Genomic DNA, 12,962 nt, shown 5'->3' on the forward strand with positions numbered 1-12,962 from the left:
AATCAATTTTGGTTTATTCAATGAATGATTACATGGCTGCCGCAGAGATAATCATGCGGCAGCTATTTTAATACAAAATCTAATGAGGTCACTATGAGATTAGATAAGTTTCTTGGCTCCTGCGGACTTGGAACCAGAAAACAGATAAAAGAATTTGTAAAAAACGGAATGGTTTCTGTCGATGGCGAAATCGCCAAGAAACCGGAAATGGCTATCGACCCTACAGTAAATGAGATACTGTTTTCAGGGGAGAGCCTTACTGCAAACTATAAGGAATTCAGATATTATTTGCTTAATAAGCCCCAGGGCGTGGTCTCAGCAACAAGAGATAACCATGACACCACAGTCCTTGACCTTATTGATACAGGCTATGATAATAATCTTGCTCCTGTAGGAAGACTTGATAAGGATACCGAAGGGCTCCTTATTATAACCAATGATGGACAGCTTTCTCACAGGCTTCTTTCTCCTAAAAAGCATGTGGAGAAGGAATATGAGGTTCATACCAAGGACCCTGTGTCTGATGCTGATCTTGAAAAGCTTGAAGCAGGTGTTGATATAGGTGATGATGAGCCTACACTTCCAGCAAAGGCATTTATGGAGGGTGATATTCTCCATCTCATCATTCATGAAGGAAGATTCCACCAGGTAAAGCGAATGCTTGAAGCTGTTGGTAATGAGGTTGTTTTCCTAAAGAGAATCAGAATGGGCGGCCTTGTGCTTGATCCTGAACTTGAGCCTGGAGATTACAGAGAACTTACGGATGATGAGCTTAATTTACTAAAATAAATCACTTTGAGGTTGTTATGAAAAGAGTAGCTAAGGGAAGCTTTGGATATATAGAGTATAATCGCAAATTTGCAGCAATAAGAACGATAATAGCGCTTGCTATATGCTTAATAATATTTTTCACTGGACTTATAATCAATAAATCAAACAAAAGCGTATTTAGTATAATCGCTGCTGTTGGATGCCTTCCGACAGGTCTTAGCGCAGTTAACTTCATCATGTATTTAAAGGCGCATCCCTGTTCTGAAAAGGCTCACGAAATAATTGAGAGTCACAGAAATGGTCTTCTTATAAGATATGACCTTGAGATGACTAGCTATGAAGAGAACTACAGCATCGCTGCAGCAACAGTTCTTGATAAGAACGTGGTTTGCTTTACCGAGAATAAAGAGCTTGATATTCAAAACTGTGAGAAGCATATAAGAAATCAGATAGCACAGAGTGGCTATAGCAGCTACACGGTGAAGGTATTCAAGGACATAAACGCCTTCTGCACTAGACTTGATCAGCTCGAACAGATTCGCGCAGCCAAGAACATCGATCCTGTGGCAATTGAGAATGCATGGGTTCCCGGAACTGTCGAAACCTGCGCACTGGTACTTTTATCTATTTCACTGTAAACAGGCTTGTAGCTGTAATTTGTAATAGGTAAATATATGAGAGAAATAAAGATAGATAATAATTCAGCAGGTAAAAGGCTGGATAAATTCCTTGGAAGTTATTTTTCAGAATGCTCAATGGGCTTTTTGTTTAAGATGCTAAGGAAGAAAAACATAACCCTTAACGGTAAAAAGGCTGACGGAAAGGAAAAGCTTAATGTGGGTGACACCATAGCTGTTTTCTTTTCAGATGAGACCTTTGATAAATTCGTAAATAAGCATGCAAAGTCAGGCTCTAACGGTGACGCAGACCAGACGGGAGAGTTTGTAAAAGCATATAAAAAATATCAAAATATTGATATTATATATGAGGATGAGCATATCATTTTATTAAATAAGCCTGCCGGAATTTTATCCCAGAAGGCAGAATGGAACGATGTTAGTGTTAACGAGTGGCTCATCGGATACCTTCTTGATAAAAAGGTCGTTTCAGCTCAGTCGCTTTCGACCTTCAGGCCTTCTGTCTGTAACAGACTGGACAGGAACACCTCCGGAATGATGATATGCTCCAAGAGCCTTATAGGTGCTCAGAAGATGGCTGAGATACTTAAGGACAGGTCAATTCACAAATACTACAAGACTATTGTTGTAGGTGACGTTAAAGAGGATTCAAGTATTTCAGGGTTCCTGTATAAGGACGAGAAGACCAACAGAGTAAAGCTCTATGACGAGATTCCAAAGGGCGGAAAGCTTAAGGAGAGCGATTTTTCTGAGATAAAGACCTCATATAAGGTATTAAGGAGAGGTACTTTAACTGATAACGATAGTGAGAAGAAGCTTACTGAGCTTCAGGTTCTTCTTCACACAGGTAAGACTCACCAGATAAGGGCACACCTTTCATCAATCGGGCATCCTATAATCGGTGATTCAAAATATGGCAGCAATAAAATAAATCAGCTTATAAAGAAGGAATATGGACTTAAATATCAGCTCCTTCATTCATACAAGCTGGAATTCCCTGAGATTGAAGGGGAACTTTCATATCTGTCAGGTAAAAACTTTGAGGCAGATATACCGCAATTATATAAAAAAATATCTGATAATCTATTTTAATGATCTAAAAACAGGGGAGTTAGTATGGCCACATGGAATTCAAGGGGGCTTCGTGGACAGGCCTTGGAGGAACTGATAAATCGAACAAACGAAAGATATCAGGAAGAGGAACTGGCTCTGATCCAGAAAATCCCTACTCCCATAACTCCCATCAAAATTGAAAAAGAGACAAGACACATAACCCTTGCTTACTTCGATCAGAAAAGTACGGTCGATTATATCGGCGCAGTACAGGGAATTCCTGTATGCTTTGATGCCAAGGAGTGCAGCAAGGATACATTTGCTCTTGAGAACATCCATCCTCACCAGGTGGCCTTTATGGAGAGCTTTGAGAAGCAGGATGGAGTTGCATTTTTTCTTATACATTTCACAACAAGGGGAGAATTCTATTATTTGCCCTTCAGACATCTTAAAAAATTCTGGGACAGAGCCCTTGCCGGAGGAAGAAAGAGCTTTCGGTATGATGAGCTTGATCCTGATTATGTTATTTCCAATGATTTAGAAGCATTTATTCCATATTTGAACCTATTACAGAAGGATCTTGAGCAAAGAGATTGACAAATAAATTGTATTCCTATAAACTGAAATAAATTTAATGTAGTAACAAGGTAGCACGTTAACACACTAAAGTATATTTTGGAGAGATATTTATGAATCGTAGGCTTTTACACACACCAGAAGGAGTACGTGATTTATACGGATCACAGTGCAGTGACAGAACCTGGGTAAAGAATGCTATCTGCAACCAGATGAAGTTATTCGGTTTTGATGAGATCGATACACCTACATTTGAGTTTTTTGATGTTTTTGAGGAAGAGATTTCTGATAACAGCGCAAAAGAACTTTATAAGTTCTTTGATCAGGATGGAGAGACAATGGTTCTTAGACCTGACTTCACTCCCTCGGTTGCAAGATGCGCCAGCAAGTATTTTCTTGAGGATGAAGAACCCGTAAGATTTTGCTACAGCGGTAAGACCTTTGTTAATACCCATAATCTTCAGGGAAAGCTTAAGGAATCTACAGAAATCGGCGCTGAGCTCATGAACGATGGCTCAATCTATGCGGACGCTGAGATGATAGCACTTCTTGTTGAAACTATATCTTCAACAGGACTTAAGGACTTCAAGGTAAGCATAGGCGATGCAGATTATTACTATGGTATCTGTGAAGAAGCCGGAATCGATTTTGATACAGAAGAGATGATCCGTGAGCAGCTTGTTAACCGTAATGCCTTTGCAGCTGACACCATAATGGAGGAGGCTGAGGTTGACCCCAAGTACAGAGAGCTGATAAAAAGCGTCTCCACATGCATTGGCAGCGTTGGCATTTTGAAGGAGGCAGGTGAGCTCGTTAATAACAAGAGATCAATTGCGGCATTAAATCATCTGCAGGAGCTTCACAAGGTTCTGTGTGACTACGGTATTGAACAGTACATTTCCTTTGACCTTGGAATGCTCAGTAAATTCAACTATTACACCGGCGTAATGTTTGGTGCTTATACCTACGGCGTTGGTGATGCCATTGCCAAGGGCGGAAGATACGATAATCTTCTTGAGAGATTTGGAAAAAGCGCTCCTTCTATTGGCTTCATGATCAATCTTGATGATCTTATGAATGCACTTTACAGACAGGATATCAGCCTGCCCGGACGTAAGGAGCCTATAGTAATCGAATATACAGCTGACAACTTCGGAGAAGCGCTTTCAAAGGCCAAGGCTTACAGAGCAGAGGGCAAGCGCGCAATACTTAAGGGGGCAAATAAATATGAATAATACAGACAGATATCTTACATTTGCTCTTGGAAAAGGGCGCCTTGTTGATTCTACAATGGAGCTTCTTGAAAAGTGCGGAATCCACTGTCAGGAGGTTACCGATAAAAAGACAAGAAAGCTTATATTTACAAACGAAGAGCTCAAGCTTAAATTTTTCCTGGCAAAGGGACCTGATGTTCCAACATACGTTGAATATGGCGCTGCTGACATCGGTATAGTCGGTAAGGACACCATCATGGAGGAGAACCGCAGCGTATATGAGGTTCTTGATCTTGGCTTTGGAAAATGCAGAATGTGCGTATGCGGTCCTGAATCCGCAAGAGAGCTTTTGAATCATCATGAGATGATAAAGGTTGCAAGTAAATATCCCAGAATCGCAAGGGATTATTTCTATAACAGAAAGCAGCAGACCGTTGATATTATCAAGCTGAACGGATCTGTAGAGCTGGGACCCATAGTTAAATTATCAGATGTAATTGTTGATATCGTTGAAACAGGAAGTACTCTTAGAGAAAACGGACTTACCGTTCTTGAAGAGATATGTCCATTATCTGCAAGGGTAATTGTCAACCAGGTCAGCATGCAGATGGAATCTGATAGAATACACAAACTGATTAGTGACATGAAGGAGAATCTGTAATGCGCATACTTGAATTAAATGAAAATACAAAGGGAGAGCTTCTTGATAAGCTTCTTAAGAGAAGCCCCTCCAACTACGGTGAATATGAAAAAATCGTAGCAGATATCATAAATAACGTAAGGGAGAATAAGGATAAAGCCTTATTCGAATACACTTCAAAATTCGACCATTTTGACCTTACATCTGATACAATTAAGGTTACAAGAAAAGAGATAGAGGAAGCTTACAGCGCACTGGATGACAAGTTCATCGAGGTTATCAAAAAGAGTGCTGAGAACATTCGTGTTTTCCATGAAAAACAGCAGAGAAATTCATGGATTGATACTAAGGCTGATGGTTCAATTCTCGGACAGCGAATAATTCCTATTGAGATATCCGGTGTATATGTTCCCGGCGGAAAGGCTGCATATCCTTCAAGCGTTCTTATGAATGTAGTACCTGCCAAGGTTGCAGGCGTTGAGAAAATCGTAATGTGCACACCTCCTTCAAAGGACGGAAAGGTAAATCCCGGAACTCTGGTGGCTGCTGACATCGCAGGCGTTACAGAGGTTTACAAGGTAGGTGGAGCTCAGGCTATCGCAGCTATGGCTTTTGGAACGGAGTCAGTACCGAAGGTTGATAAGATCACAGGCCCCGGCAATATTTTCGTAGCGCTTGCAAAGAAGGCATGCTTTGGTTATGTTTCAATCGATTCCATCGCAGGACCTTCAGAGATCCTTGTAATTGCTGATGAGACAGCCAATCCCAAATTTGTAGCGGCTGACCTTTTATCACAGGCTGAGCACGACGAGATGGCAAGTGCGATTCTTATCACAACAAGTAAGAAGCTTGCTGAGGATGTATCCGTAGAAATCGATAAGTTCACAGCAAAGCTTGAGAGAGCTGAGATTATCAATAAGTCTCTTGATAATTACGGATACGTTTTTGTTGCTGATAGCATGGAGGATGCTATTGAAGCAGCTAACGCTATCGCATCAGAGCACCTGGAGATAATCACAGCTAATCCCTTCGAGGTTATGCCTAAGATCAAGCACGCTGGTGCAATTTTCCTTGGTGCATATTCCTCAGAGCCTCTTGGTGATTATTTTGCAGGACCAAATCACATATTACCTACAAACCAGACTGCAAGATTTTTCTCACCTCTTTCAGTTGATGACTTTGTTAAAAAGACAAGCATCATCGCTTACTCCGAAGAGGGACTTAAGAAGGTTCACGAGGATATCGAATTGTTTGCTAAGAATGAGGGCTTAACAGCTCACGCTAACTCTATCGCGGTTCGATTTGAGGAGGACTGATATGGCTAGAAAAGCTGAAGTTACCAGAAAAACAGGGGAAACGGATATTACCATTGAGATTGATCTTGATGGAACCGGAAAATCAGAAATAAATACAGGCATTGGCTTTTTTGACCACATGCTTTCTGCCTTTGCAAGACATGGCTTCTTTGATCTTAAGGTCGATGCAAAGGGTGATATAAACGTTGATGGTCACCACACAGTTGAGGACACAGGAATCGTTCTTGGCCAGGCCATAGCTAAGGCTCTTGGTGATAAGAAGGGCATTAAAAGATATGGAAACTTCCTTCTTCCTATGGATGAGTCGCTGGTACTTTGTGCGATCGATCTTTGCGGAAGACCATATTTTGAGATGGATGCTGAGTTTACAGCACCTATGGTTGGAGAGTTCGATACACAGCTTGTCAGGGAATTTTTCTATTCCGTATCCTATGGTGCCATGATGAACCTTCACCTCAGAGTGATCACTGGTATAAACGACCACCATAAAATTGAAGCTGCCTTCAAGGCATTTGCCAAGGCTCTTGATGAAGCGACAATGCTTGATGAGAGAGTTAGCGGAGTTTTAAGTACAAAGGGCAGTTTATAAATAGCAAGTAATATTAAATACATTTAAACCGGGAGATAAGGATCTATATGCTTAAAAAATTTGTGCCGTGCATTTTTTTACTTCATGGAAAGGCAGTAAGCTCACTTCAGAATGCAGATGTTATCGATGAGTCACCTGCAGGTCTTGCAGAGAAGTTTGATAATGATGACTGCGATGCGATCATAATATATGATATGTCAAATGGTGACGCTGAGCATGAAGAATCACTTGATATTATAAAGGATATATGCGGAAAGGTTTCATGTGACATCTATGGAGCAGGAAACGTAAAGCGTATGGAGGATATTAAAAAGCTTTTATACGCAGGCTGCAAAAAGGCATGTCTCAATTTTTCCAAGCAGGGCAATATAGATATTCTCCAGGAGGTTTCCGAGAAGTTCGGAAAGGATAAGATCTGCATCTGCTATACAGAAACAGACAGAATTGCAGAGTATGATGAAAGTATCAGGAAATATGCTGATGAGCTTATTTTGCTCAACAGCTCTGAGATCAAGAAGGCATCTGATATTAACCTTCCTACTATCTTAAGCCTTCCGCATCTTTCTCTTGATAAGATGCTTGATCTTATGGCAATACCTAATGTCAGCGGCTTATCCGGAACTGCCATAAACAGGAACTCTTCTGAAATTAGAAACATGAAGAGTATCTGTGCTGAAAATGATCTTGCCGTAAACAGAATGCTTCCACAGTATAAATGGGAGGATTTAAAGAAGAATAACGATGGCATGGTACCTGTTGTAGTTCAGGATTACCGTACAGACGCTGTACTTATGGTTGCTTATTTTAATGAGGAGTCATATTACAAGACAATTGAAACAGGCAGAATGACCTACTTTAGCAGAAGCCGCAACGAGCTTTGGCTTAAGGGCGAGACCAGCGGACATTTCCAGTATGTTAAAAAGCTTACCGCTGACTGCGATATGGATACAATCCTTGCAAAGGTTAAGCAGGTAGGAGCTGCATGCCACACAGGCAGCTATTCATGCTTCTTTAACGACATTACTTCCAAGAAGTACACTGAAAAGAATCCTCAAAAGGTTCTGGACAGCGTTTTTGCAGTAATCAATGACCGTAAGCTCAATCCCAGAGAGGGCTCCTACACCAATTACCTCTTCGACAAGGGCCTTGATAAGATTCTCAAGAAGGTCGGTGAAGAGAGCACAGAGATGGTTATTGCAGCAAAAAATGAAAATTCAAATGAACTCATTTACGAAATGGCAGATTTCCTGTATCATATGATGGTACTTATGTCAGAAAAAGGAATTGGCTGGGAAGAGATTACAGATGAGCTTGCCAGAAGATAAAAAATCACCTTTTTCGAGATTGAAAATATTTGAGGTGTAATTTGAACGACAAATTAGCGTTATCAGATGAGATCCTTCTTAGCATTAGTAAGCCCGAGAGATATATCGGAGGCGAGGTTAATAGTGCTGTGAAGGATTTATCTGACATTAAAATCAGATTTGCTTTTTGTTTCCCTGATGTATACGAGATAGGAATGTCACATCTGGGGATACAGATACTTTATGGTCTTTTTAACGAATATGAGGATGTATGGTGTGAGCGGGTATTTTCTCCATGGGCTGATATGGACAGCGTAATGAGAGAGAAAAATATACCGCTTTTTGCGTTGGAGTCTCAGGATCCCGTAAAGAACTTTGATTTCCTTGGCTTCACATTGCAGTACGAGATGTGCTATACAAACATTCTTCAGGTTCTTGATCTTTCAGGAATCCCTATTTATACAGAGGACAGAACCTGGGATGATCCAATTGTTATAGGTGGCGGTCCCTGCTCTTATAATCCGGAGCCTATCGCGGATTTCTTCGACCTTTTCTATATCGGTGAAGGCGAGACAAAATATCGCGAGATCTTCGATCTCTATGAGGAGTGCAAGGAAAATGGCACAAGCAGGGAAGAGTTTTTATATAAATGCTCACAGATTCACGGAATTTATGTGCCTTCACTTTATGACATCAGCTACAACGAGGACGGAACAATCAAGGCAATAGAGCCCTTGAAGGAAAATGTTCCCAAGGTCGTTGAGAAGGAAATATGCCTTGACCTCACTGAGAGCTATTATCCTATGAAGCCTGTAATGCCCTTTATCAGAGTTACTCAGGACAGAGTTGTTCTTGAGGTTATGAGAGGATGTATCCGAGGCTGCAGATTCTGTCAGGCAGGTCAGCTTTACAGACCTTTAAGAGAGAGGGATGTTAATAAGCTCAAAGAGTACGCTATGACTCTTATTAAAAACACAGGCTATGAGGAAATCTCCTTAAGCTCACTTAGTACCAGTGATTATACAGGCCTTAACGAGCTTCTTGATTTCCTTATCGATTACTGCAATCAGCACAAGGTTAATATTTCACTTCCTTCTCTTAGAATTGACGCCTTCTCATTAGACGTTATGAGTAAGGTTCAGGATGTTAAAAAGTCATCACTTACCTTTGCGCCTGAGGCCGGCTCTCAGAGAATGAGAAACGTAATAAACAAGGGACTTACTGAAGAGGATATTCTTAAAGGTGCACACGAAGCCTTTGAGGGCGGCTGGAACAAGGTTAAGCTCTACTTCATGCTTGGTCTTCCCGGAGAAACCATTGAGGATATTGAAGGAATCGGTGATATCGCCAATAAGATAGCGGTAGAGTATTTTGAGACCGTTCCCAAGGAAAAGAGAAACGGCAGAACTATTGAGATTACTGCCAGCACCTCATTTTTTGTACCGAAGCCCTTCACACCCTTCCAGTGGGCATCCATGAATACAAAGGAAGAGTTCCTTGATAAGGCAAGCATCACCCGTAAGGGCATTATGTCTCAGCTTAACCAGAAGCACATCAAGTACAACTGGCACGAGGCTGACGCCAGCATGCTTGAGGGAATCCTTGCCAGAGGTGACAGAAGACTTTCAGAGGTCATCTATAACGTTTATAAGCGCGGCTGCATCTTCGATGCATGGAGCGAGTACTTCAAAAATGACATTTGGATGGAAGAGATGGAAAAGGCCGGACTTGATCCCATGTTCTACGTAAAGCGTGAAAGAACAAAGGATGAAATCCTTCCCTGGGATATGCTCCACTGCGGCGTGTCCAAGGAATTCCTCTGGAGAGAATGGCAGACCTCCAAGGAAGCCAAGGTTTCACCTAATTGCAGACAGTCCTGCATGGGCTGTGGCGGAGCCGGCTACGGCGTAGGAATCTGCTTCCAGCCTAAAACAGGTGTTTAATAATATTATTAAGCCTTCTCCCAGAGGGAGAAGGTGGCACGCAGTGCCGGATGAGGTCATATGAATAAATTACGATTAAAATTTTCAAAGCACGGTCCAATCCGCTTTCTTGGCCATCTCGACGTAATGCGATATGTTCAGAAGGCAATCAGACGCGCTGAAATAGACATAAAATATAGTGAAGGCTACAGTCCGCATCAGATTTTGTCATTTGCACAGCCCCTTAGCGTAGGTTCAACAACTGATGGTGACTATATGGACATGACTGTAATGAGCATGGAAAACGTAGCTTCAGTAATGGATGCTTTAAATGGCGCCATGAACGAAGGCATCGTAATCACAGCTATTACAGAGCTTCCCGAAAAAAGCGTAAATGCCATGACCAGCGTAGCCGCAGCAGAATACATTATTTCCTTTAGAGTAGGAAAAGAGCCTTCCTTTGATCTTGAAAAGACCTTTAGTGACTTCATGGATCAGAAGGAGATTCCTGCTGTTAAGAAGACTAAAAATGGAGAGAAGACAATAGATATAAAGCCGCTTATTTATAAGTGGGAGATTTTACCTGATAACAGAATCCATGTGCTGTTATCAGCAGGAAGCAGCTCAAACCTTAAGGCAGCGCTTCTGACAGAGAGCCTTTTTAGCTTTGCCGGCGAAGAGATGAAGGAATTTGCAGCTGTTTTCCATAGACTTGAGACCTACCTTTCAGGTATTGATGATAAGGGAGATTACATTCAGCCCATGATACCTGAGAGCATGTCTGAGTTATCCTTTACTTCTGATAAGAATCTGACACAGGGAAAGATTTATGTTTGAAGTAGTTATAACAAACTGGCATGAACACCTGACTGCAATCGGTTTTTATGAAAACAAGGTAGAGCTGATTGATGTTCTTGATTCCAGAGACAGAACAGGTAATATTTATGTCGGAAGAGTTGAGAATATAGTTTCCAATCTTAATGCCGCCTTTGTCAGATTTGAAAAGGATGGCGGAAAGCACGGAATAGGATTTCTTCCTATAAAAGCGATTCCTGTGAAGAATATTCTTAACAGAAGCGTAGATTCTTCAAAAGAGATAAGGCCGGGAGATATTGTTCTGGTTCAGATAAACGTCGAGGAGATGAAGCTTAAGCAGGCAAGGCTAACCGGTAAAATTGATCTTGCCAAAGCCGATTATAATGGTGATATGGATCAGCTTCTTGCAATTGCCAGAACAAGAAAAGAGTATCAGCAGATAAGTAATGAGATTTCAGGCATCGCAGATGACATAAAAAATGCATGCGACACTATGGAGAAAATCACAGGCGATACTGAATATAAGCTTGTGACGGATGTAGCTGATATACATCAGGAACTACTCGAAGGCAGAGATGTTTTTTCTGAAAATGCAGTTATAGAATTCTATGACGAAGAGGAAAAGAGACTTGCGCTAATAGTTCATTACAGCCTTACAAGTAAAACAGATGACCTTTTTAAAAAGAAGGTCTGGCTTGATTCGGGAGCTTTTCTTATAATAGAGCAGACGGAGACACTTAATCTCATTGATGTAAACTCCGGCAAGGATTTAAAGAAAAGCGAGGAGTTCTTCCTTAATCTTAATAAGGAAGCAGCAAAGGAAGCCTACAGACAGATAAGACTAAGGAATTTGTCAGGAATGATCCTTATAGATTTTGTTTCACTTAAAAACAGCGAAACAAAGGATGAGCTTATCGGATATATAAAAGAGCTTATAAAGGATGATCCAATGAATCTGACCTTTATAGATATGACAAAATTAGGTATCATTGAGTTTACGAGAGAGAAAAGAAAGAAATCTCTAAGAGAAACTATTGACATTAAAAAAATGTGATGTTATTATTCAATGGTATGCCGCTTAACGAGGTATAAGTGGATTAATTTTTATCCCACCACAGTTAGCGAGATTTGGAAGAAGGAGGTGCCTTATGTACGCAATTATTGTTACTGGTGGTAAGCAGTACAAGGTTTCCGAGGGCGACGTTATTCGTGTTGAGAAGCTTGACGTAGAAGCCGGAAAAGAAGTTACATTTGATAATGTTATTGCAGTAAATGATGACAAGACTCTTAAGGTTGCTGGTGATGTAGCAAGCGCAAAGGTTAGCGCAACTGTTATGGAACAGGGCAAGGGCAAGAAGGTTATCGTTTATAAGTACAAGAGTAAGACCGGTTATCACAAGAAGAACGGTCACAGACAGTGCTTCACAGCTGTGAAGATCGATAAGATTTCACTGTAATCTTGTAGATGAGTGTTTGCAGATATGACAAATATCATTATTCGTAAAAACAAAGATGGCGAGTACATGGGCTTTAAGCTCGAAGGACATGCCGGTTCCGGAGAATATGGAAAAGACATTGTTTGTGCTGCGATTTCGATTCTAAGCATAAACACAGTTAATTCTTTGGAAAAATTTACAGATGATAATTTTACCTGTGATGCAGATCCTGGAAAAGGATATATAGAGGTTACTTCTGAAGATGGTTTTTCAGAAGAGGGAGATCTTTTAATGAGGTCATTCGAACTTGGCATTACCGGAGTCTACAAACAATATGGAAATGAGTTTTTGAACATTAAATTCGAGGAGGTATAAGTCATGTTGAATATGGACCTTCAATTTTTTGCTCATAAGAAGGGAGTCGGATCCACAAAGAATGGTCGTGATTCCGAGTCTAAGCGCCTTGGAGCAAAGAGAGCTGACGGACAATTCGTAAAGGCTGGAAATATTTTATACAGACAGCGTGGCACTCATATTCATCCTGGTGTAAATGTTGGTATCGGTAAAGATGATACTCTTTTTGCACTTGTTGATGGTGTGCTTCGTTTCGAACGCAAGGGCCGCGATAAGAAGCAGGCTAGCGTTTATGCTGTAGAGAAGTAATCAGTATCGTTATGTATTGGGCTC

The 12,962-nt window shown here is 41.0% G+C and carries 15 protein-coding genes; all 15 read left to right on the top strand.

Translation table 11 applies throughout. The features are described 5' to 3' along the window. Positions 1-93 precede the first annotated feature (93 nt). The 15 genes from G587_RS0100715 to rpmA all read left to right on the top strand — a co-directional run bounded on the left by G587_RS0100715 (position 94) and on the right by rpmA (position 12,938). On the top strand, positions 94-789 hold the full coding sequence (locus G587_RS0100715) for a pseudouridine synthase (RefSeq protein ID WP_026490656.1): 696 nt from the start codon (positions 94-96) through the stop codon (positions 787-789). A gap of 17 nt (positions 790-806) precedes the next feature. Continuing rightward, positions 807-1,409, top strand: coding sequence for a hypothetical protein (locus G587_RS0100720; RefSeq protein WP_026490657.1), 603 nt, complete (start codon positions 807-809; stop codon positions 1,407-1,409). A 36-nt stretch (positions 1,410-1,445) separates the two neighbouring features. After that, a complete protein-coding gene (locus G587_RS0100725) occupies positions 1,446-2,501 on the top strand; it encodes an RluA family pseudouridine synthase (protein ID WP_026490658.1) in 1,056 nt (351 codons plus the stop codon). Between the two features lie 24 nt (positions 2,502-2,525). After that, the gene (locus G587_RS0100730) at positions 2,526-3,059 is read left to right on the top strand and encodes a Holliday junction resolvase RecU (RefSeq protein ID WP_026490659.1); all 534 of its coding nucleotides are present in this window, start codon (positions 2,526-2,528) and stop codon (positions 3,057-3,059) included. Positions 3,060-3,151: 92 nt separating this feature from the next. Continuing rightward, positions 3,152-4,273: an ATP phosphoribosyltransferase regulatory subunit gene (gene hisZ, locus G587_RS20815; protein WP_035785246.1), complete on the top strand. Its 1,122-nt coding sequence runs from the start codon at positions 3,152-3,154 to the stop codon at positions 4,271-4,273. Next, positions 4,266-4,913, top strand: a complete 648-nt coding sequence (gene hisG, locus G587_RS0100740) for an ATP phosphoribosyltransferase (protein ID WP_026490660.1) — start codon at positions 4,266-4,268, stop codon at positions 4,911-4,913. Before hisZ ends, hisG begins: the two co-directional genes overlap by 8 nt. Beyond that, the gene (hisD, locus tag G587_RS0100745; RefSeq protein WP_026490661.1) at positions 4,913-6,208 is read left to right on the top strand and encodes a histidinol dehydrogenase; all 1,296 of its coding nucleotides are present in this window, start codon (positions 4,913-4,915) and stop codon (positions 6,206-6,208) included. The genes hisG and hisD overlap by 1 nt, the downstream gene beginning before the upstream one ends. 1 nt (position 6,209) lies before the next feature. Further along, the gene (gene hisB / locus G587_RS0100750; protein ID WP_026490662.1) at positions 6,210-6,797 is read left to right on the top strand and encodes an imidazoleglycerol-phosphate dehydratase HisB; all 588 of its coding nucleotides are present in this window, start codon (positions 6,210-6,212) and stop codon (positions 6,795-6,797) included. A gap of 47 nt (positions 6,798-6,844) precedes the next feature. Further along, positions 6,845-8,122, top strand: a complete 1,278-nt coding sequence (gene hisIE / locus G587_RS24920) for a bifunctional phosphoribosyl-AMP cyclohydrolase/phosphoribosyl-ATP diphosphatase HisIE (protein WP_035785249.1) — start codon at positions 6,845-6,847, stop codon at positions 8,120-8,122. A 41-nt stretch (positions 8,123-8,163) separates the two neighbouring features. Continuing rightward, the gene (locus tag G587_RS0100760) at positions 8,164-10,044 is read left to right on the top strand and encodes a TIGR03960 family B12-binding radical SAM protein (RefSeq protein ID WP_026490664.1); all 1,881 of its coding nucleotides are present in this window, start codon (positions 8,164-8,166) and stop codon (positions 10,042-10,044) included. Positions 10,045-10,104: 60 nt separating this feature from the next. Then, a complete protein-coding gene (locus G587_RS20820; RefSeq protein ID WP_051200472.1) occupies positions 10,105-10,860 on the top strand; it encodes a TIGR03936 family radical SAM-associated protein in 756 nt (251 codons plus the stop codon). Next, complete coding sequence (locus G587_RS23955; protein ID WP_026490665.1) at positions 10,853-11,893, top strand: ribonuclease E/G; 1,041 nt, start codon at positions 10,853-10,855, stop codon at positions 11,891-11,893. Before G587_RS20820 ends, G587_RS23955 begins: the two co-directional genes overlap by 8 nt. 94 nt (positions 11,894-11,987) lie before the next feature. Continuing rightward, positions 11,988-12,296, top strand: a complete 309-nt coding sequence (gene rplU, locus G587_RS0100775; RefSeq protein WP_026490666.1) for a 50S ribosomal protein L21 — start codon at positions 11,988-11,990, stop codon at positions 12,294-12,296. A gap of 24 nt (positions 12,297-12,320) precedes the next feature. Next, entirely contained in the window at positions 12,321-12,650 is a 330-nt protein-coding gene (locus G587_RS0100780) for a ribosomal-processing cysteine protease Prp (RefSeq protein WP_026490667.1), read from the top strand. A 3-nt stretch (positions 12,651-12,653) separates the two neighbouring features. Then, on the top strand, positions 12,654-12,938 hold the full coding sequence (rpmA, locus tag G587_RS0100785) for a 50S ribosomal protein L27 (protein ID WP_026490668.1): 285 nt from the start codon (positions 12,654-12,656) through the stop codon (positions 12,936-12,938). The last annotated feature ends 24 nt before the right edge of the window (positions 12,939-12,962 follow it).

The sequence above is a fragment of the Butyrivibrio sp. XPD2002 genome (assembly GCF_000423945.1).
Classification (GTDB): Bacteria; Bacillota; Clostridia; order Lachnospirales; family Lachnospiraceae; genus Butyrivibrio.